Below are 21500 nucleotides of genomic sequence, written 5' to 3'. Positions count from 1 at the left end.
ATTAGAAAACCTCTCCGCGCTGGTGCTGACGGGCGGTGTCGAAGGCGGTCTGACCCGCGGTAGGGCCATTTGCGCGTACGTGCTCACGCACATATTCGCGCTTGACCAGGGTATTCTCATCAATGAGTGGCACAAGGTAGGGCGCGACCACATCGGTTTCGCGCGCCTTCCATTCTTCCAGCAGCGCGGCCGCCACCTCGTCCTCAAGGCGGGTGGCCAGCGCCGCGTCTTCGGTCCAGCCCGACAGGTCCGGGCCTCCGGCGTACCACAGCACCAGACCATCGGTCAGGCGATTGGCGGTCAGGAGTTTCATGCAATCCTCGCAGGTTCGGCGACGGCGGGGTGCGCGGCCGTCGGCTGATAAAGAGCGGCGACTTCGCCGATAATGAGCAGGGCCGGGCCCTTGGGCGGGTCGGCGCGCAGGGTTTCCGGTAAATCAGACAGACAGGTCAGTCTGCGAACCTCGTTGGGCCGGGTGCCGTTTTCGACCACCAGAACCGGCGTATCGGGCGCGCGCCCATGCTGGGTCAGCTTTTCAGAAATCGTCTGGGCGGTGTGGATGCCCATATAGACGACCAGCGTGTGGTGATGCGCCGCCAGCCGGTCCCAGTCGAGCGCCAGTGGATTGTGCTCGAAATCTCCGTCCTTAGCGTGCCCGGTGATAAAGCTGACGCTCTGCGCATGATCGCGGTGCGTCAGGGGCACAGCCGTTGAAGCCGCGCAGCCCAGCGCCGCCGTAATGCCCGGCGTGATGTGGACTTCAATACCCGCCGCTTTCAGCGCTTCGACTTCTTCGCCACCGCGCCCGAAGACGAACGGATCGCCCCCTTTGAGCCGCACGACGCGCTTGCCCAGACGCGCCTGTTCGACCAGCAGGCTGTGGATCTGATCCTGCGGCACCGAATGGTTGGAGCGCGCCTTGCCCACATAGAAGCGCTCGGCGTCGCGTCGCGCCAGGTCCATAATGCCATCGCCGACCAGCCGGTCATAAACGATGACATCGGCCTCGCTAAGGAGGCGCAGCGCCTTCAGCGTCAAAAGCTCCGGATCGCCCGGCCCAGCCCCTACCAGATGCACAACGCCCTGACGCGGTTGCGGGTTACGTGCGGCCGCAAGGGCGATTTCGACCGCCTGATCAATGCGGCCTTCGCGCGCCAGACGCGCGGCGTCGGAGTCCAGCACGGTTTCCCAGAAGCGGCGACGGTCATCGACCTGGGGCAGCAGGGCGCGCAGGTGCGGGCTGAGACGCACGGCAAATTCCGCCAGTTGCGCCTCCGACGGCGGCACCGCCGCCTCGATGCGGCGGCGGGTCTCCCGCGCCAGGACGGGAGCGGTGCCGCCGGTGGCCACCCCGATTGACAGGGGACCACGATCGATAATGGCTGGGACGTGGAAGTCGCCGAGATCCGGATTATCGACGACATTGAGCGGTTTATGTGCCGCGCGCACCAGTGCCGCCCCCTGTTCGGCCAGCGCGCGATCCTCAAACGCCACGATGACAAAGGTGGCGTCGCTGAGATCTTCGACCGTGGGCCAGCGGCGCTCGGGCACCACGCCCTCATAGGTCGCCTCATCGTCCGGCGTATAGACGCCTAAGACCGCCGGGGTACGCCGCAGTAGGGTCAGCTTGCGCGCAAGCCAGTCGCCCGTCCCGATCAGGACGACGCGCCGGCCTTCGAGCGGCCAGGAGAGCGGCAGTGCGAGCATAAGGAGAGTCCGCGGCGGTTCAAAAGGTGAGGGTCTGGTGCCTCTTTGCAGTGGCTTTTAGTCCCCGACCGCTTCAAAGGAAAGCGATGCTTTGTGCAGAATGGGTTTAGGGCGGCTAAAGCGCTTCTGAAGCCCCACGAACCGGATATTAACCGCACAGCGTTATCCTCACAGGGTTCCGTCTGTGAAAGATGCAGTCCTCATGTTGGCGTCACCTTCTCTGGCTACCCTGCGACCCCTGGCTCGTGAAGACCGCGAGCGCCTGTTTGACTGGCGCAATCGTGAAGAAGTACGCCGGTACATGTACACCGACACCCCGATCGCCTGTGAGCGGCATGAGGCCTGGTTTGAAGCCCTAAGCGGCAATGAGACGCGGCGCTATTTCATCATCGAATGGGACGGGCAGCCGGTCGGGCTGGCCAATTTTGTCGATATCGACCTGGTGTCCAAAAAGGCCGCCTGGGCCTTCTATCTGGCCGAAACCACGGCGCGCGGCAAAGGCTTGGGGGCGTGGGTCGAATATCAGATGATCGAGCATGCGTTTAACGTCCTCAATCTCGAAAAGCTGTGGTGCGAGGTGCTGGAAAGCAATGGCGCCGTGTGGAAGTTGCACCAGTCCTTTGGCTTTCAGACAGAGGCGCATTTTCGCCGCCACGTTATCAAATCCGATGGGCCGCACGATGTGATCGGGCTGGGGCTGCTTCGCGCCGATTGGGCGACAGTTCGCGAGGGATGCCGGGCGCGGCTGCTCAGTCATGGATACGCCGTCTAAGCCCCTGTGAAGGGCGGGCGGATGTGCCTATATTGGGCGCAGACTGTAAAAGGATATCCGCATGGCTCGTTCTGAACTGGGGTTCGATCTGACCCCACCTACGCCCGAAAAGCTGCGCCTGCTGGCTGAAAAGCTCGATCCCGAAGCGCGGCGCATCCTTCTCGATCACGGCACCGAACCGCCCTTCTGTGGCAAGTTCGATGAGTATGAGGAAGAGGGGCTCTACACCTGCGCCCTGTGCGCCCTGCCGCTGTTTTCCTCGCGCGCCAAGTTCCATTCGGGATCGGGCTGGCCCAGCTTCTATCAGGGGGTGGGTGAGGGACATATCCGCTATCTGCGCGACGTCTCGCACGGCATGGTGCGCACGGAAATCCGCTGCGGCCGTTGCGATTCGCATCTGGGGCACGTGTTCGAGGACGGTCCGCGCCCGACGGGCCTGCGTTATTGCCTCAATTCAGTGGCTATGGACTTTGTGCCGGACGGACAGGCCTTACCTGACCCGCTGGAGCGCGATGATCCCTCGGCGATTGGCTGATTTTTGAAATATTTTTGAGTGTAAGCCCGGCCCCCTGGTCGGGCTTCTTTTTTGCTCCTGAAGACCAAAATTCTTTTGTTTCACAATATTATGCGGTCATTTAATCCGTAAGCTGATTAAAAGTCGGCAGTAAAAAATCCGTGATTTTGATCAGGGTCCGGAATATTTCCTGTTGCCAAACCCCTGAATTAGCGCATTCTTTAGTGGCAGTCCCACGGGTTACGGTTGCGCCCTTGAACAAGGCATTCGCCCAAGAACAAGAAAAAATGGAGTGAATTCGTCATGATGAAATCTGTCTATGGTGCCGCCGCCGCTGCGGCCTTTCTGACCCTCGCCGTGCCGGCCTTTGCCGAATGCGACGCGCAGCAGGAGCGCATGGTGGGCAAGGCGATCGCCGACTCGGTGAAGGCCGATGCCGAAAGCGTCTCCGGCCCGGTGCGCAAGGCAGTGGTGGACCTTGATCGCTGCGAAGGTGGAAGCTCGCATTTCGATACGCAGTTCAAGGTCAAGGCCGCTCTGGCCAACGGCAAGGTGGTGTGGGTCGAAGGCCACGCGCGCGGCGTCGATGATCAGATCGACTCTATCCAGTATCGTCAGGCCAGCCCGGAACTCGTGGCGCTGGTGCGCGGCACGGCTCTGGCCAGCCGCTAAACATTCGCCCTCTCCGGTACAAAAAAAGCGCCCTCGTTTCCGAGGGCGCTTTTTCGTTTCGGGGCGTGGGGGAGGCTGCCCCCACGCCTTTTTATCCAGCGACCTTAACCTGCGAAGGTATAGGCCGTCTTGACGATGGTGTAGAATTCCTTGGCGTAGGCGCCTTGTTCGCGCGAGCCGTAGGAGGAGGCTTTGCGGCCCCCGAACGGCACGTGGTAATCGACGCCAGCGGTCGGCAGGTTGACCATGACCATACCGGCCTGAGCCTTGCGCTTGAAGGTTTCAGCGGCCTTCAGCGACGAGGTGCAGATACCGGCCGACAGACCCATTTCGGTGTCGTTGGCGACCTTGATGGCTTCGTCCAGATCCTTGACGCGGATAACCGAGGCGACGGGCCCAAAGACCTCTTCCTTGTTGATCGACATGTCCGGGGTCGTCTTGTCGATCAGGGTCGGGGCGTAATAGTAGCCGGGCGTCCCGAACGTCAGGTCTTCGCCACCAGCGACGACCACGCCGCCTTCGGCCTTGGCGGTGGCCACGGCGTCCTGCGCGATCTTGAGCTGTTCCTGAGAGGCGATCGGGCCCATCTGAACGCCGTCGGCGCGGCTGTCGCCGACCTTGATGGCCTTGGCCGCATCGGCCAGAGCCTGGACGAACTTATCGGCGATACCTTCCGTCACGATGATGCGCGACGAGGCCGTGCAGCGGTGACCGGACGAGAAGAAGGACGAGTTCAGCACTGAGTTGACGGCGATGTTCAGATCCGCGTCGTCGAGCACGATGACCGGGTTCTTGCCTCCCATTTCGCACTGGATGCGCTTGCCCTTAGCCACAGCGGCGTCGCGTACGCGCGTGCCGGTCGGGACGGAGCCCGTGAAGGTGATCGCGTCGCAGCCGTCGATCATCAGGGGGCCGGCGACCGAACCGCGCGCGAAGACGACGTTCAGCACGCCCTTGGGCAGGCCGGCGCGCGTCAGGATGTCGGCCAGTGCCCAGGCGCAGCCCGGCGTCAGTTCAGCCGGCTTGCACACCACGGTGTTCCCGAAAGCGATGGCCGGGGCCATTTTCCACGCCGGGATGGCGATAGGGAAGTTCCAAGGGCAGATCAGGCCAATGACGCCGACCGGCTCACGGGTGATTTCGACCTTGATGCCCGGACGCACAGAATCGAGCACTTCGCCGTGGGCGCGGAGGGCTTCGCCGGCAAAATACTTGAAGATGTGACCAGCGCGGGTCACTTCGCCGATACCTTCCGGCAATGTCTTGCCTTCTTCGCGCGACAACAGCGCGCCCAGCTCGGCCTTGCGGGCGAGGATTTCCGACCCGGCGGCGTCGAGGATGTCGAAACGCTGCTGCGGCGTCGAGTACTGCCAGGTTTCAAAGGCAGCCCGCGCGGCGGCGATGGCGGCCTTCACTTCCGGCTCACCGGCGGTCGAATAGACGCCGATGATGTCGTTGGTGTCCGACGGGTTGATGTTGTTGAAGGTGGTGCCGGTAACGACCCATTCGCCGTTGATCAGATTGCCGAAAGTGGTCAAGGTAGCTCTCCCTGAATGAATTAGGCGTTTGCCCGTGCGACGGAAATAGACCCGGACACGCGCTCGTACCAATGCCGAACGGGTATCCGTGAAAATATGTTAGCGCTCACACGCGGCTCTTATGCGCAAAAGCCGCGATGGGCTCAAGCGAAATCCGAAGGCCGCGGATCACTTCTGCCGCCGCCTTAGCACGGCACATCGCCCGCGTAAATGTCCGACAAGTGGCTGAGTATACGGTATCCGAATATTCCGCCTGCGATACCGTGACGATAGACCGCAGATGAAACGATAGGTAATGCCTTTTGAGGTGCGCCGGGCGCAAGGGGTGATAAGTCTCTGCCTCTACTTATGTGGCTTACCGAAGGTGTCTCATGGCTATTCCCTTTATTGATCTAGGTGCGCAGCGCGAACGCATTGGCGCGTCTATCGAAGATGGGATCAAAAAGGTGCTGGCGCACGGTGCCTACATTATGGGGCCGGAGGTAAGGACCTTTGAGGCTAATCTGGCTCAGTTCGCGAGATCCAAGCACGCCTTGTCCTGCGCCAACGGAACGGACGCCATCGAACTGGTCCTGCTGGGGCTGGGCGTGGGTAAAGGCGACGCGGTGTTTGTCCCAGCTTTCACCTTCGTCGCCACCGCCGAAGTGGTGCCCATGACCGGCGCCGAGCCGGTCTTTGTCGATATCGACCCCAAAACTTACAATATGGACCCGGTCAAGCTTGAGGCTGCCATTGCCGCCGTCAAGGCTGAAGGGCGTCTGAAACCCGCCGCAGTCATCGCGGTCGATCTGTTCGGGCAGGCCGCTGATTATCCGGCGATCTCAAAAATCACGCAAGCGTACGGCCTGTTCCTGATTGCCGATTCGGCCCAGGGCTTTGGCTGTACGATTGACGGCAAGCAACCGCTTGAATGGGCGCACGCCACCTCGACCAGTTTCTATCCGGCCAAACCGCTCGGTTGTTATGGCGATGGCGGGGCGGTGGTGCTCAATGATGATGCCCTGCTGGAGCGTCTGATCTCGTTCCGTGTCCACGGTGGCGCCACACCAACCGACGCGGCCACCATGAACTATGTGCATGAGGCCAAATACCTCAACGTCCGCATTGGCATGAATTCGCGCCTCGATACGATTCAAGCGGCGGTGCTGATCGAAAAGCTGGCCATTTTTGCCGAAGAGATCGCGCTGCGTCAGACGGTGGCCGGACGCTACAATGAGGCGCTGGACGGTTTTGTGAGCAGCGTGCCTTATGTGAAGGACGGCTACGTCTCCACCTGGGCCCAGTATACGATCGAGCATGAAAACCGCGATGGCTTGCAAGTCTTCCTGCGCGAAAAAGGAATTCCGACGGCGGTCTATTACCCCATCCCCCTGCATCAACAGCCGGGCTACAATATGTTCACGTCCGGCACGGGCGATCTGGGCGTATCCGAAGCCAAGGCAAAGACGGTGATCAGCCTGCCGTTCAGCCCTTACCTTACAGCAGAAACGCAAGCCGAAATTGTCGCGGCGGTAAAAGCGTTTAGGGCATAGAGCCGTCTCAATAGCCCGCGCTGTCTGCATATGCCTTTCACGACGTTATTACCATTTTCGCGAAAATGGTAATAACGTCGCCAGGGGCAGCTGTTACCAAACTTGGGTGATAGACATGTTTGATGAGCGTCTTAGAAGAGAGATTTTGTCTCTGCGCAAAGCCCGAGACAGCCGCGACATCTGAGATTGCCATTCCTAGGTCAGCGCCTTCAAACGCATCGCGTCTTGAAGGCGCCTTCGTAACTCGGGTGTGTCTTCTCCCAGACAGCGGTATTTCATCTCCGATCCGATCCTAAACTTATCATAAAGCCATACGCGACCGTTTCCCGGGCGAGCCTCAACGCTATCGACCAAGGCGGTCGTCGTTTCTTCCAAATGCAGCCGCAGTCAGTCCTGATATGCGACCTTGGCGTTACGGGAGGGCGATTTTAAATCCGTTGGAAACACCTGTGTGGATCAAAAAAGAGTGTGATGCGCACAATGTGGCGTCGCTTTTTTGCGCAGAGGCGTGAGGTTTGACTTGCTCGCTCGCAAGGAGGCTATGGCTATGACATCATGCAATTGCGCCCCTGCAACATCGCGAAACCTAGTTTGTGAATTTTTTTGCCGGCCAACGCAAAATTTGCTCGCTTTTCGGTAAAATTTCGCGCAAAGAGCAAAAATGTCGGAAAAACTGTGACGCGCAACGTCAAGCCTGAGGGCTGGGCGATGTGTGCAGATGCGAGTTTTCCAAACCTTTTCAGAGTGCGATCGGGGTTCAGGCGGTATGACGACGGGATCAGTGGCAGCAGCAGCGACGGCAGCACCGGCGCTTCTCAAGCATCAGGCGGTGTTGGCGCTTGATAGCGGTCACACGTCGTGGATCATCGTTTCCACCGCGCTGGTGCTGTTGATGACCCTGCCGGGTCTGGCCCTGTTCTACGGCGGCATGGTTCGCAAGAAGAACGTACTGGCGACCATGGCGCAGTCAGTGGCGGCAGCCGTCGTCGTGTCGGTTCTTTGGATCGTGGCCGGTTATTCTCTGTCGTTCGGCCTCAATGGCAATGAAGGGCTGAACCGCTTTATCGGCTCCTTCGATGCGTTCCTACTGAATGGCGTGACCATGAACACCGCGTTCGGTCTGGCGCCGCAACTGCCGGAGTTTTTGTGGATCGCCTATCAGATGACGTTTGCAATCATCACTCCGGCCCTCATCGCCGGGGCCTTTGCCGAGCGTCTGAAGTTTTCGGCCTTCCTGCTGTTTACGGCCCTTTGGACACTGCTCGTCTATGCGCCGGTGTGTCACTGGGTGTGGGGCGGCGGCTTCCTCGGCGGGATGGGCGTGCTTGATTTTGCCGGCGGGGCAGTGGTGCACGTCAACTCAGGTATTGCGGGCCTTGTCTGCGCGTTAGTTCTGGGGCCGCGTCGCGGGTTCCCTCGCGACTACATGCCGCCGCACAATCTGGCTTTCACCATGATCGGTGCATCCTTGCTGCTGGTCGGCTGGCTGGGCTTTAACGGCGGCTCGGCCTGGACGGCGGATGCGCTTGCGAGCGTGGCCGTGCTTAACACTATTGTCGCCGCCATGACGGGTGCCGTCGGCTGGACCATTGTTGAATGGTTTGAGCGCAAGCAACCGACGCTGCTCGGTATGATTTCGGGTATTGTGGCGGGCCTTGTCGCCATTACGCCTGCGGCGGGCTTTGTCGATCCTAAAGGCGCGCTGGCCATCGGTTTCATAGGCGGCATCGCCTGCTTCTTTGGCGCGACGGCCCTCAAAAAAGCCTTCAAATACGACGATAGTCTCGACGCCTTCGGTGTGCACGGTGTCGGCGGTCTGGTGGGCGCGGTGCTGACGGCGGTCTTCGCCAATCAAAGCATCAATGCACTGGCAAAAGACGCCACCGTACTCAAACAGGTACTGGGCCTCTTGGTCGTGATCGGCTGGAGCGCGGTGGTGACCTTCCTCATTCTGATGATCTGCAAATTCACCACAGGCCTGCGTGTGGATGAGGAGCAGGAAATCGAGGGTCTTGACGCGACACAGCACGGAGAGACCCAGCACGGATAGCCCGGACGCCCGCCAAAGGGACAAGGGGCTGAACCGGAACCGGTCAAGGACAGCCCCGCCCATACCGAGCGGCAAGGACTTACAAAACCGGAACGGAAACGCCCCTCAGGATTTGCCGGGATTGCCCCGGCAGACACTGGGGGGTTCGCATGTCAGGACCTTCGGTTTACGCCCCGGAAACGGGATGATAAAACCGGAAAAAGGGCATGCGAAATAGTCTGATTTGTAACTACCCCGGCAAAAATCCCACGACCTTGCTTTTTGGTCGCGATTTTGGCGGGAAACGTCGGAAAACATCATTTTCCGCTTTAACTCAGCGGGCTTTTGCGCTTTAGGGCGTTTTAGCACGCTGTAACAAGCTAAACATTCCTTCCTGAGACGGAAGGTTTTTGCACCGAGTTGTGAGGTTGGGCCTATGACCTACGAGACGAACCGCTTCGTCGTTGAATACAAGAAGACGCCATCGAAGGCCGAAGCGAAGACCCGCATCACAAATTTCAATGAGATCTATGCCGATTTCAAACCGGAGCAGGCCAATGCCCAGGCGTCGCGCTGCGCGCAGTGCGGTGTGCCCTTCTGTCAGTCTGGCTGCCCGCTACAGAACAACATCCCTGACTGGCTGCGCATGACCGCCGAAGGGCGCTTTGAGGAGGCCTTCCGCCTGTCCTCAGCGACCTCGACTCTTCCGGAAATCTGCGGCCGCATCTGCCCGCAGGACCGTCTGTGCGAAGGCTCCTGTGTGCTGGAGCAGTCAGGCTGGGAAAACGTCACCATCGGTGCGGTCGAGCGCTATGTAAACGACATGGCCTTTGAAGAGGGCTGGATAGAGCCCATCGTGCCTGCAGTGGAGCGTTCACAAAGCGTTGGCATCATCGGGGCGGGACCGGCGGGGATCGCAGCGGCCGACCGTCTGCGCACGCTGGGCTACAAGGTCACGATCTATGACCGTTACGACCGTCCGGGTGGGCTTTTGACCTATGGTATTCCGTCGTTCAAGCTGGAAAAGGACGTCGTTCTGCGCCGCACCCAGCGCCTCGCTGATTCCGGCGTCGAATTCGTCCTCAACTGCGATATCGGTAATGACGTGTCGTTCGAGGAGCTGCGCGACAAGCATGACGCCCTCCTGATCGCCACCGGCGTCTATAAGGTGCGCCGCCTGAGCGTGCCGGGTTGCGGCTCCAAGGGCGTGGTCGCGGCGCTCGACTACCTGACAGCTTCCAATCGCAAGGGCTTTGGCGATGCCGTCGAAGCCTATGACAACGGCACGCTGAACGCCGAAGGAAAGACCGTCGTGGTCATCGGCGGCGGCGACACGGCCATGGACTGTGTGCGCACAGCCACCCGTCAGGGGGCGAAGGCTGTGACCTGCGTCTATCGTCGCGACCGCGCCAATATGCCGGGCTCGGACCGCGAAGTGGCCAATGCCGAGGAAGAGGGCGTCAAGTTCGAATGGCTGTCGGCTCCCAAGGCTGTGCTGGGCGATGCCGCGCACGTGTCGGGCCTGCGCATCCAGCGTATGCGTCTGACGACGCCGGACGCGCAAGGCCGTCAGGGCATCGAGGACATCCCCGGCGCCGAAAATGACCTGCCCGCCGACATCATCATTGAGGCCCTGGGCTTTGAGCCGGAAAACATCCCGGTTCTGTTCAACCAGCCGGGCCTCGAAGTCACTAAGTGGGGCACGATCAAGGTGCAGGCCGGTGAGTTCCAGACCTTTGTGCCGGGCGTCTTTGCCGCTGGTGACATCGTGCGCGGGGCGTCGCTGGTCGTGTGGGCCGTCCGCGAAGGACAGGACGCCGCCGCCGACATCCACCACTATATTCAGTCAAACGTTTCCGCTTCTTTGGAGGCCGCTCAATGATCTCTTCCGGCTCCTCGTCTTACGAACTCTATCACCGCAACCGTAACGCCCTGATCGAGGCCGACGCCTATGATCCGCGCACGGAATTTGATGCCTGTGGCGTGGGCGTTGTGTGCGCAATCGACGGCAAACCGCGCCGCGACGTGGTCGAACTGGCGGTCAAGGCGCTGAAGGCCCTGTTCCACCGCGGCGCAGTCGATGCCGACGGCAAATCAGGTGACGGCGCGGGTATCATGATCAATGTCCCGCAGGACTTTTTCCGCGAGCAGGTGCGCAATATCGGCCATGAGCCGCGCCCCGGCCCGGTGCTGGTGGGGCAGGTCTTCCTGCCGCGCAACGACCTCGGCGCCCAGGAAGCGGCGCGGACCATCGTCGAATCCGAAATCCTGCGCTCAGGCTTCTATCTCTATGGCTGGCGTCAGGCCCCAGTCGATGTGTCGCAACTGGGCACGCGCGCCAATTCCACGCGCCCGGAGATCGAGCAGATCATGCTGGCCGCGCCCGACGGCCTTGAGGAAGAGGCGCTGGAACGCGCCATGTTCCTGTGCCGCCGCCGCATCGAAAAGCGTGTCGAAGAGGCCAATCTTGACTGCTATCTGTGTTCTTTCTCGTCGAAGACCCTGATCTATAAGGGCATGTTCCGCGCCGAGCTGGTCGATGATTTCTATCTCGACCTGAAAGACCCGCGTTTCGTGTCGTCTGTGGCGGTCTTCCACCAGCGCTTTTCGACCAACACCTTCCCCGAGTGGCGTCTGGCCCAGCCTTTCCGCATGCTGGCGCACAACGGTGAAATCAACACCCTGCGCGGCAATGTCAACTGGATGAAGTCGCACGAAATCCGCATGGCGGCGGCGACCTTTGGCGACAATGATCGCGATGTGAAGCCGGTCATCCAGCCGCGCGGATCGGACTCCGCGGCGCTCGACAATGTGTTTGAGCTTCTGGTGCGTGCCGGGCGGTCGGCCCCGATGGCCAAAGCCCTGCTGATCCCCGAAGCCTGGTCCAAGCAGGCCGTGACCATGCCGGAATCACACCGCGCGCTCTATGCCTACTGCAACGCTGTCATGGAGCCGTGGGACGGCCCCGCCGCCGTTTGCGCCACCGATGGCCGCTGGGTTATTGCCGGTAAGGACCGCAATGGTCTGCGTCCTTTACGCGTTACCCAGACTAAGGACGGCCTTTTGATCGTTGGTTCGGAAGCGGGCATGACGGGCGTGGCTGAAGACCGCGTGGCGCACCGCATGACCATCGCGCCCGGCCGCATGATCGCCGTGGACCTCGAAGCGGGTAAGCTGTTCAGCGAAGACGAAATCCTTGACGCGCTGGCCTCCAAGCACAGCTATACCAAGTGGCTGGAGAATATGGTCGATGTCGATTCGATCATCGAGCCGGGGCCGGAACCTCGCGCCTATTTCGGTGAGGAACTGGACCGCCGTCAGATCGCTGCCGGGCACACCCTCGAAGACCTCGACACCGTGCTCGATGCGATGGTGAAGGACGGCAAGGAAGCCATCGGCTCCATGGGCGACGATACGCCTCTGGCTGTTCTGTCGGAAAAGTGGCGGCCCCTGTCGCACTACTTCCGTCAGAACTTCGCACAGGTGACCAACCCGCCGATCGACCCGCTGCGCGAAGAAGCAGGCATGTCGCTCAAGACGCGCTTCAAGAACCTCGGTAACATCCTTGCCGAAGACGCGACGCAGGCCAATGTGCTGGTCATGGACTCGCCGTTCATGACGACGGGCATGTATGAGCGTCTCTTGGCCACCAGCAATGTGGGGCAGGTGGCAGAGCTCGATTGTTCCTTCCCGCTGCCCGCCGAAGGTGCCGCTCCCGGGGCTGGCCTGCGCGCCGTGCTCGACAGCTTGCGCGATGACGCCGTGACTGCCGTGAAAAACGGGGCCGCCATGATCGTCCTGACCGATCAGAAGTCGGGTCCTGAGCGCATGGGGGTGCCGATGATCCTCGCCGCCGCGGGCGTCCATGCCCGTCTGGTCCAGGAAGGTCTGCGCTCCTTCGTCTCGATCATCGTGCGCTCGGCGGAAGCGATGGACAGCCACGCCTTCGCCGTTCTGGTCGGCGTGGGCGCGACCGCCATCAACCCCTATCTGGCGCTGGAGCTGATGCAGGAGCGTCTGGACAAGGGTCGTTACGGCGCCCAGACCTCGTACAAGTGCTTCATGAACTACAAGAAGTCCATCGAGGCGGGTCTGATGAAGATCCTCGCTAAGAAGGGTATCTCGATCATCTCCTCCTATCGTGGCGGTTATGAATTCGAAGCGCTGGGCCTGTCGCGGGCGCTGGTCGGTGAGTTCTTCCCCGGCGTGACTTCGCGCATCTCCGGTATCGGTCTGGCCGGTATCGAAACCAAGCTGAAGGCGCTGCACGCCGAAGCCTGGGCCTCGAAGCGCGCCCTGATCCCCATTGGCGGCTTCTACAAGATGCGCGCCGCGGGTGAGACCCACTACTATCAGCCGAAGCTGATCCACCTGCTTCAGGACGCGACGACGCGCGGCGACTACAAGGTCTTTAAGACCTATTCGGGTCTGGTGTCGAAGATGTCGAAGGACGCCCCGACCGCCCCGCGCGACCTGCTCGACTGGGCGCCGAAGTCGAAGCCCATCGACATCGAGGAAGTGGAATCGGTCAACGAAATCCGCAAGCGCTTTGTGACGCCCGGCATGTCGCTGGGCGCGCTCAGCCCCGAAGCGCACGAGACGCTGAACATCGCCATGAACCGCATTGGCGCGCGTTCGGTCTCCGGCGAAGGTGGCGAAGACCCTGAACGCTATGTCCGCCGCCCGAACGGCGACAACCCCAACTCGGCCATCAAACAAATCGCCTCTGGCCGTTTCGGCGTCACCGCGGAATATCTCAACCAGTGCCGCGAGGTCGAAATCAAGGTCGCTCAAGGGGCCAAGCCCGGTGAGGGCGGTCAGCTTCCGGGCTTCAAGGTCACGGAATTCATCGCCCGTATGCGCCATTCGACGCCGGGCGTGGGCCTGATCTCGCCGCCGCCCCACCACGACATCTATTCGATCGAAGACCTGGCGCAGCTCATCTATGACATCAAGCAGATCAATCCGAACTGCCGCGTCACAGTGAAGCTGGTGTCGCAGTCTGGCATCGGTACGGTCGCCGCCGGGGTCGCCAAAGCCAAAGCGGATGCTATCCTCGTGTCGGGTCAGGTCGGTGGCACGGGCGCGTCGCCGCTTACCTCGATCAAGTTTGCCGGCCTGCCGTTCGAGCTGGGCCTCAGCGAAGCGCATCAGGTCCTGACCATGAACAATCTGCGCGGTCAGGTGCGTCTGCGCTCCGATGGGGGGATGCGCACGGGTCGCGACATCGTGGTCGCTGCCATGCTGGGGGCTGAAGAGTTCGGCATTGGCACGGCGTCTCTGGTGGCCATTGGCTGCCTGATGGTGCGTCAGTGTCAGTCCAACACCTGCCCGGTCGGTGTCTGCGTGCAGGATGAGCGACTGCGCGCTAAGTTCACCGGCACGCCGGAAAAGGTCATCAACCTGTTCAGCTTCATTGCCGAAGAAGTGCGCGAAATCCTGGCCTCGCTGGGCCTGCGCTCGCTCGATGAAGCTGTCGGCCGCACCGATCTTTTGCGTCAGGTATCGCGTGGCGGGGCACACCTTGATGACCTCGACCTCAACCCGTTGCTGGTGCGCGTCGAAAAAGACCCGACGGCGCCGGTCACCTTGCCGCATGAGATCAATGCGGTGGCCGACACCCTGGACGCCCAGATTGTAAAGGACGCCGTGCCGCTGGTCGAACGCGGTGAGAAGATGTCGCTGACCTATGATGTGCGCAACACCATGCGCGCGGTGGGTACGCGCACTTCGCACCTGCTGGTCAAGAACTTCGGCGACACGCTCGCCGACGGCCACCTGACGCTGCAACTGCGCGGCTCGGCGGGTCAATCTCTGGGGGCCTTTGCCGTCAAGGGGCTGTTTATCGACCTCGTCGGTGAGTCCAATGACTATGTGGGCAAGGGGCTGTCGGGTGCGACCATCGTTGTGCGTCCAAAACAGTGGCAGCCGAACCAGATGCTGGCCGGTAATACGAACCTCTATGGGGCCACCTCGGGCAAGCTGTTCGTGGCGGGCCGCGTCGGTGAACGCTTCGCTGTGCGCAACTCCGGCGCGGTAACCGTGGTCGAAGGGGCCGGGGCCCACGCCTGTGAGTATATGACGGGCGGCAAGGTGGTCATCCTCGGTTCGACCGGTGCCAATTTCGGCGCGGGCATGACCGGCGGTGTCGCCTATGTCTGGGACACCGAAGGGGCGTTCGCCAAGTACATCAACCCGGAAGGCATTACCCTGCGCGAAGTGCCCGAAAGCGATCAGGCCGACCTCAAGGCTCTGATTGCTGAGCACTTTGAAAAGACGCAGTCCCCGCGCGCCGAGACCATCCTCGACGACTGGGACAATGCGCTGAAGGCCTTCGTTCAGGTCATGCCGAACGAAATACTGGCCATTCAGGCGAAGCGGGCTGCGAATGTAGCCTGATTGGTCTCACGGCAGGTTAACTAAAAAGAGCCACTCCGACAGGGGTGGCTTTTTGCTATCGTGACGGTCAAGGATCTGGAGAGTGAGATGGATGGGTGGGAAGAGTCCGCGCAGGCATGGATCGCTTCGCAGGGTGATGAAGGCGACAAGGGGCGACGCTTCGTCCTCGACAGGCGATGCTGGCGCGGCTGGATGGCCTGACGGGTCACTTGCTGGATGTCGGTTGCGGCGAAGGGCGCTTTTGTCGCGTCGCGCAGGGTCTGGGATTTTCGGTAACCGGACTTGACCCCACGCCGTCTCTGATTGCGCAGGCGCTGGCTCGCGATCCGACTGGCACCTATGTAAAGGCCGCAGCGGAGGTCATGCCGTTCGAATCGGAAACTTTTGATGTGGTGGTCAGCTATCTGTCGCTGATCGATATTCCCGATTACCGCGCGGCGATTGCGGAAATGGTGCGAGTATTGAAACCCGGTGGCGTGTTGTTGGTGGCCAATCTGACGCCGATGAATACGGCAGGTGCGGGGCTACGCTGGCAAACCGATCTGTTCGGGAAAATGAAATTCTATGCCCTTGATCACTATATGGACGAGCGCGTGGCATGGGAGGAATGGGCGGGCATTCGGATTCAGAACTGGCACCGTCCGTTGTCAGATTATATGAAAGCGTTTCTGGTCGAGGGACTGAAACTGATCCATTTCGACGAGCCTCTGCCGCATGAAGGGCCACCCGACTGGATCGCCAAGTTCAAACGCCTGCCGTGGTTTCTCGTCATGGAATGGAGGAAATAAAAAAGCCGCCCCTTTGCAGAGGCAGCTTTCCTTGACTTCCAACAACGTATGCAGGGGCTGAGCCCCTGCGACTTACTTCACCTTCGAAATGGCTGCCGTAGTGGACGGGTCGTGCGCCTTTATGGACGTGCCCGTGATGTCTTCCAGCACGGCATTGGCGAGCGTCTTGCCCAGTTCCACGCCCCACTGATCGAAACTGTTGAGGCCCATGACGATCCCTTCGGCGAAGGTCTTGTGCTCATAAAGCGCCAGCAGTGCCCCAAGCGTTTCCGGCGTCAGGGCTTCGAGCAGGACGAGGGTCGAGGGCTTGTTGCCGGGGCAGACCTTTTGCGGGGCGATGATGGCGGTCTTTTCGGCGTCGAAACCGGCAGCGTGGCACTCGGCCTCGGCGGTCTGGAGGCTCTTGCCCACCATAAAGGCTTCACCCTGCGCGATGACGTTCGACAGCAGTTTCTGCTGCATGTCGAGCGGCGCTTCGGGGTTCGACTTTACGGCAATCAGCTCCAGCGGCACGATGTCTTCTGACTGGTGCAGCATCTGGAAGAAGGCGTGCTGGGCATTGGTGCCTTCGTCACCGAAGACAACCGGGCAGGTCTTGGTAGGCAAAAGCTGGCCGTAGCCATCTGTTCGCTTGCCGTTCGATTCCATCTCAAGCTGTTGCAGGAAGGCAGCGAGACGGCGCAGGCGATGCGCATACGGAATAACGGCGCGCGATGGACGATCAAGCCCTATGCGGTTGAATACCTGAGCAGCGGCCAAGAGCAGCGGTGCGTTCTTTTCAAAGGGCGCGGTAAGGAAGTGCTGATCCATCTCATAGGCACCGGCCAGCAAACGTTCGTACACGTCATAACCGGCGGCGATGATCACCGACAGCGACACGGCAGACCATAAGGAATAGCGACCGCCGACCCAGTCTTTAAAACCGAACACACGGTCTTCGGGGATGCCATAGGCCGACGTCTTGGCCGGTGCCGCCGACACGGCAGCGAGGTGCTTTGACGCGGCCTCTTCGCCCAGACCGGCAATCAGCCACTCACGCGCGGCGAGGAAGTTGGCCAGAGTCTCCTGAGTGGTGAAGGTCTTCGATACGGCGATGACCAGGGTTTCAGCCGGATCGAGATCGGCCGTGTTGAGCGCCAGCTCTGAGCCGTCGACATTCGCAACAAAGCGGATGTCGATTTGCGGCTTCAGCGGTGTCAGGGCCTGCCACACCAGACGCGGGCCAAGGTCCGAACCACCGATGCCAATGTGCAGGATGGTCTTGAAAGGCTTGCCCGTCGCGCCGACGATCTGACCACTACGGATGCCGTCCGCATAGGCTTTCATGGCGTCGCGCGCCGTCTTCACATCAGCGGTGATCTCAGCGCCGCGCAGGCGCGCATTTTCGCCGTCGGAATCGCGCAGCGCCACGTGCAGCACGGCGCGGTTTTCGGAGACGTTAATCGCCTGTCCGGTCCACATACGCTCACGCGCGGCGGGCAGGTCGGCGGCTTCAAACAGCTTCAGAGCCGCCTGAAAGCCAGCATCAGACCACGACTGCTTCGACACATCGACATAGAGCCCGGCCACCGACAGAGACTGCGTGCCCAGACGGTCGGCTTCGTATTCAAAATGCGCCACGATAGGGGTTTTGGCATCGATGGCGGCCTGGGTTTTGAGGGCGGTAAAGGCTTCGGAAAGGCTCATTTCGGGCTCCGTAGGTCCAGGCCGCGCCGCAGTATCAGGCGCAGGTCCCAGCTAAATTGAGATAATAAATCCGTTGAACGCAAAAGGCGGGTACTTTGTAATTGGTGGCGGTCCCGCATCACCGCGCCCAAGCCCAAAACGGCTTCCCTCAGGGCGCGACCGACGACCGGGCCGCGTCCCTTCAATACATCCTTCAGCGCCCCTGACAAGCTAAACAAGAGGTGCGGCACCAGCATCAGCCAAAGGATGGGCGAAGGCGTGTTCTTGACGAACAGCCACAGACGGTTGCGATAGCCGTGGTACAGGGCAAAGTCCGAACGTGCCCCGAGCGTGGCCGAGCCGACATGATCGACGCGCGCCTGTGGGATCAGCAGTGTGCGCTCACGCCGCAACCGCGCGCGATAACCGAGATCAGCGTCTTCGCAATACATGAAAAAGCGCTCATAGAAGCCCCCCAGTCCCTCAAACAGCGAACGTTTGATCACAAAGGCCGCGCCGCATGGCGAAAACACCTCGCTCACCGGAATATGCGCCGGGCGCGCGGCGCGATAGCCCATGCGGAAGGGGAAGCCGAAGAAGCTCATGCCGTCGCCCGCCCCGTCCAGAACACTCTGATCCTGCGGGTCCAGTTGCAGCGAGGTAAAAATGTGCGTGTGGGGATAATCGAAGATCGCTTGCGTCATTTCGCCAAGCCAGTGGGCATGCACAAAGACGTCCGGATTGATAAAACCAAGCCACTCCCCGCGAGCGTGGTGGACGGCGGCATTGTTGCCCGCCGCAAAACCGAGATTGCCGCCGTTCTTTATAAGGCGCACTTGCGGAAACTTCGATACCACAACCTCAGGCGCGCCATCGCTGGAGGCATTGTCGACCAGCAGGATTTCAAAATCATCCGTAGTCTGAGCAAGCAGCGCCTCAATGCAACGCTCAAGATAAGCGCCGCTCTGATAAGACAGGACGATTAAGGAAAACCTAGGCGACATGGCGGCTCCATTCGCTCCATACGTCCGGATCGTCCTCCTGCGGCAGGTGTTGCGACCGCAGAGCCCCGAAATCTTCGGCGCTCAGACCGCGTGACAGGGCCCAGACAGCCGAGCCGCGCACCACCGGGCTGTCGTGGCTGAGGTTGCGTGTTAAAGCGGCGATCTTGTCCGGGTCTACCAGATCGTCAAAACTATTGCCCATTGCGTAGTGCACATTGCGCAAGAAGGTGGCCAGACCGATGCGCTTAATGGGCGACTTGCTGAACAAGGCGCGGAACGCCGCGTCGTCCAGTTGCGCGAGTTCAACCAGAGACAGGGCATTGAAGCCCTCGCGCGCCTTTAATTTAGCCTCGGACGCCGCCACCGCGAACTTGTTCCACGGACAAGCGGCCAGGCAGTCGTCGCAGCCGTAGACGCGGTTGCCCATAGCCGTACGGAAGCGGTCGGGCCAATGGCCGCGGAATTCGATGGTCAGGTAGGACAGACATTCGCGGGCGTCCAGCTGGTACGGCCCGACAAAGGCGTCGGTGGGGCACGCATCGAGACACGCCCGGCATGAGCCGCAATGGTCGCGCTCGATTAGGCTCTGCGGCAATTCCATATCGGTCAGTATGCTGCCCAGAAACAGCCACGAGCCAAATTCGCGCGAGACGAGGTTGGTGTGCTTGCCCTGCCAGCCAAGCCCCGCCAGTTGGGCGAGTGGCTTTTCCATCAGGGGCGCGGTATCAACAAAAACCTTCAGTTCGCAGCCATAGGCGGCCACGATGTCGGTGGCCAGTTGCTTGAGTTTTTTCTTGATGACGTCGTGATAGTCGTCGCCGCGCGCATAGACGCTGATGTTGGCGAGGTCGCGCTCGGAAAGCCCGAGAAGCGGGTCGCTGTCAGGGCCGTAATTGAAGCCTAATACGATCGCGCTTTTAGCGCCGTTCCACATGTTTTGCGGATGCAGACGCCGCTCCAGCGTCTCTTCCATCCACTTCATCTCACCGTGGTAGCCCGCGCCGATGAAGGCCTTCAGGCGCTGCGCGGCGTCCCATTCCTGCGGCAGGTTGGTAAAGCCGACGCTGGAAAATCCAAGCGCCATAGCCCGCGTCGTGATGTCTGCCTTAAACCCCGTCACCTTGTGCGCGGCGGGGCTGTCGGGTCGCATGTCCATCAAAAGTCCAGTTCCCGGTAGTGCGCCGACGGCGCCACGCCCGGCAGGGTGTCGGCCAGCAGCGGCCGGAAGGCTGGGCGCGACTTGACCACCATGTACCAGGTCTTAAGGTGCTTATAGCGGTCCCAGTTCATCTCATCGACGTAATCGATCACGCTGAGGTGGGAGGCTAAGGCGAAATCGGCATAGGACATATGCCGCCCGGACAGCCAGTTGCGCGCCTCAAGCAGGCTTTCGAAGTACAACAGGTGGTCGCGAAGTGCGTCGCGCCCGGCGCGCAGGGCCGAGAGGTTGGGGGCTCCCATTCCCATCAGCCGCTTTTCCATCTTTTCATGCAGCAAAAGGGCGTTGACCTCGTAATCAAACTTACGCTCAAACCAGCCGACCAGACGCCTTGCCTCACCGCGCTCCTGCGGGTCGGTAGGCCACAGGCGCACTTCCGCGGCGCTTTCATCGAGATGTTCCAGGATCGCGCGGTTCTCACAAAGCGTGATATTGCGCCCGTGGTCGTAGCTTTCGACCAGCACAGGCAGCAGGCCTGACACATTCAGCCGCAAAAACTCATCCGTCGGCTCCCAGTATTTCACCGGGGCCTCCTCAAAAGCCAGCTTCTTTTCGCCAAGCGCCAGCCTAACCAGCCGCGAATGAGGGTCGAAGGCGAAATGATAAAGTGTGCGCAGGGGTGTGTTCATGTCAAATCTGATGCACCCGGTCGTGCGCTTCGGCAAAGATGCCGCCATGCGGCTCCGACGCGCCGTCCGGGTCTGGATGGATCAGGATGTCGGCATTGGGAAAGGCCGACAATATGCGTTTTTCAGCGCTTACGATTATTTCATGGGCTCTGACAAGTGTCAGGTCGGGCCGGAGCGCCATGTGCATCTGAATAAGCACATGCGGGCCAGAAATGCGGGTGCGCAGACGGTGGACGTTGAGCACTTCGGGGTCGTCAGACGCCAGTTCATGAATGCGCGCCTGGTCTGCGTCCGACAGGGCCCGATCCATCAGGCTGTCGGCGGCATCTTTCAGCACGTGCAAAGCGCCCCATAGCAGCCATAGTGCAATGGCCCCCCCGGCAATGGCATCGATGTGCGGCACCCCGAGCGCGCCGGCACCGACGCCGACCAGTGCAATGCTGTTCCCCGCAATGTCCGTCAGATAGTGGGCGCGATCGGCCGATACCGCCACGGACTGCGAGGCCTTCAAAGCGGCGTTCTGCGCCATGATCAAAAGCCCGGTCAGGAGCAGCGAAACGATCATCACCGCCACCGACAAAAGCCCGCCGCTGACGGGCTCCGGGGCGCGCAGGTGGTCCCAGGCGTCGCGCAGGATCAGAGCCGCCGACGAAAAGACCAGTGCCGCCTGAAACAGGGCCGAAAAGGCCTCGGCCTTGCCATGACCAAATGGATGCTCCTTGTCCGGTGGAGTGCGGGCAAAGCGTACCGCGAAGAAGGTAATCAGCGAGGCCAGCAGGTCCAACCCGGAATCGGTCAGCGAGGCGAGTACAGCCACCGAGCCCGACGCCATAAGCGCCAGTGTCTTCAGCCCGATCAGGGTCAGAGCCACAAACACCGACAAGGCCGATACGCGCAGGATCATCTCCTGAGGCGTCAGGCCCTGGAAACTGAACGGGTTAATAAGGCGCGTGAAGGGCAGAGCCATGGCGGAAGCCTTAAAAGTCGGGGAAACGGCATCTGTATACGCCTGAATCTACCACGCTACAAAAA

At 60.9% G+C, this 21500-nt stretch carries 16 protein-coding genes; 8 read left to right on the top strand and 8 right to left on the bottom strand.

The features are described 5' to 3' along the window. Position 1 precedes the first annotated feature (1 nt). Both ASTEX_RS10430 and cysG read right to left on the bottom strand, forming a co-directional pair. Complete coding sequence (locus ASTEX_RS10430) at positions 2–313, bottom strand: DUF2849 domain-containing protein (RefSeq protein ID WP_013479589.1); 312 nt, start codon at positions 311–313, stop codon at positions 2–4. Then, positions 310–1707, bottom strand: coding sequence for a siroheme synthase CysG (cysG, locus tag ASTEX_RS10425; protein ID WP_013479588.1), 1398 nt, complete (start codon positions 1705–1707; stop codon positions 310–312). The genes ASTEX_RS10430 and cysG overlap by 4 nt, the downstream gene beginning before the upstream one ends. Positions 1708–1909: 202 nt before the next feature. Here cysG and pseH point away from each other — a divergent pair, with 202 nt between their 5' ends. From pseH to ASTEX_RS10410, 3 genes are all read left to right on the top strand, one after another. Then, positions 1910–2479 carry a UDP-4-amino-4,6-dideoxy-N-acetyl-beta-L-altrosamine N-acetyltransferase gene (gene pseH / locus ASTEX_RS10420; RefSeq protein ID WP_013479587.1) on the top strand — a complete coding sequence of 190 codons (570 nt, stop codon included), beginning with the start codon at positions 1910–1912 and terminating at the stop codon, positions 2477–2479. Positions 2480–2540: 61 nt separating this feature from the next. Next, positions 2541–3014 (top strand): peptide-methionine (R)-S-oxide reductase MsrB, encoded by a 474-nt coding sequence (gene msrB, locus ASTEX_RS10415; RefSeq protein ID WP_013479586.1) that lies wholly within the window; start codon positions 2541–2543, stop codon positions 3012–3014. 282 nt (positions 3015–3296) lie between these two features. Beyond that, positions 3297–3665, top strand: a complete 369-nt coding sequence (locus tag ASTEX_RS10410; protein WP_013479585.1) for a hypothetical protein — start codon at positions 3297–3299, stop codon at positions 3663–3665. 104 nt (positions 3666–3769) lie between these two features. Here the strand turns inward: ASTEX_RS10410 and ASTEX_RS10405 are convergent, their stop codons facing one another. Beyond that, on the bottom strand, positions 3770–5203 hold the full coding sequence (locus ASTEX_RS10405) for an aldehyde dehydrogenase family protein (RefSeq protein ID WP_013479584.1): 1434 nt from the start codon (positions 5201–5203) through the stop codon (positions 3770–3772). Between the two features lie 371 nt (positions 5204–5574). Between ASTEX_RS10405 and ASTEX_RS10400 the strand changes: the two genes are divergently transcribed. From ASTEX_RS10400 to ASTEX_RS10380, 5 genes are all read left to right on the top strand, one after another. Further along, on the top strand, positions 5575–6735 hold the full coding sequence (locus tag ASTEX_RS10400) for a DegT/DnrJ/EryC1/StrS family aminotransferase (protein WP_013479583.1): 1161 nt from the start codon (positions 5575–5577) through the stop codon (positions 6733–6735). Positions 6736–7501: 766 nt separating this feature from the next. Then, the gene (locus ASTEX_RS10395) at positions 7502–8785 is read left to right on the top strand and encodes an ammonium transporter (RefSeq protein WP_013479582.1); all 1284 of its coding nucleotides are present in this window, start codon (positions 7502–7504) and stop codon (positions 8783–8785) included. A 415-nt stretch (positions 8786–9200) separates the two neighbouring features. After that, positions 9201–10646, top strand: coding sequence for an NAD(P)-dependent oxidoreductase (locus ASTEX_RS10390; protein WP_013479581.1), 1446 nt, complete (start codon positions 9201–9203; stop codon positions 10644–10646). Further along, complete coding sequence (gene gltB / locus ASTEX_RS10385; RefSeq protein ID WP_013479580.1) at positions 10643–15163, top strand: glutamate synthase large subunit; 4521 nt, start codon at positions 10643–10645, stop codon at positions 15161–15163. The genes ASTEX_RS10390 and gltB overlap by 4 nt, the downstream gene beginning before the upstream one ends. 176 nt (positions 15164–15339) lie before the next feature. Continuing rightward, a complete protein-coding gene (locus tag ASTEX_RS10380) occupies positions 15340–15951 on the top strand; it encodes a class I SAM-dependent methyltransferase (RefSeq protein ID WP_245532494.1) in 612 nt (203 codons plus the stop codon). A 72-nt stretch (positions 15952–16023) separates the two neighbouring features. On the opposite strand, the gene pgi is transcribed toward ASTEX_RS10380, so the two are convergent. The 5 genes from pgi to ASTEX_RS10355 are packed head-to-tail and all read right to left on the bottom strand — an operon-like array spanning position 16024 to position 21435. Next, positions 16024–17637: a glucose-6-phosphate isomerase gene (gene pgi / locus ASTEX_RS10375; protein ID WP_013479579.1), complete on the bottom strand. Its 1614-nt coding sequence runs from the start codon at positions 17635–17637 to the stop codon at positions 16024–16026. Continuing rightward, the gene (locus ASTEX_RS10370; protein WP_013479578.1) at positions 17634–18620 is read right to left on the bottom strand and encodes a glycosyltransferase family 2 protein; all 987 of its coding nucleotides are present in this window, start codon (positions 18618–18620) and stop codon (positions 17634–17636) included. The genes pgi and ASTEX_RS10370 overlap by 4 nt, the downstream gene beginning before the upstream one ends. After that, positions 18610–19776 carry a tRNA epoxyqueuosine(34) reductase QueG gene (gene queG, locus ASTEX_RS10365; RefSeq protein ID WP_013479577.1) on the bottom strand — a complete coding sequence of 389 codons (1167 nt, stop codon included), beginning with the start codon at positions 19774–19776 and terminating at the stop codon, positions 18610–18612. Before queG ends, ASTEX_RS10370 begins: the two co-directional genes overlap by 11 nt. After that, positions 19776–20468, bottom strand: a complete 693-nt coding sequence (gene fzlA, locus ASTEX_RS10360) for an FtsZ-binding protein FzlA (protein WP_041658625.1) — start codon at positions 20466–20468, stop codon at positions 19776–19778. The genes queG and fzlA overlap by 1 nt, the downstream gene beginning before the upstream one ends. Before the next feature lies 1 nt (position 20469). Then, complete coding sequence (locus ASTEX_RS10355) at positions 20470–21435, bottom strand: cation diffusion facilitator family transporter (protein WP_013479575.1); 966 nt, start codon at positions 21433–21435, stop codon at positions 20470–20472. Positions 21436–21500 lie beyond the last annotated feature (65 nt).

This window comes from Asticcacaulis excentricus CB 48, from assembly GCF_000175215.2.
GTDB lineage: Bacteria > Pseudomonadota > Alphaproteobacteria > Caulobacterales > Caulobacteraceae > Asticcacaulis > Asticcacaulis excentricus.
Note: the sequence above shows the minus strand (reverse complement) of the source record. Positions and strands in the feature narration are given on the sequence as shown.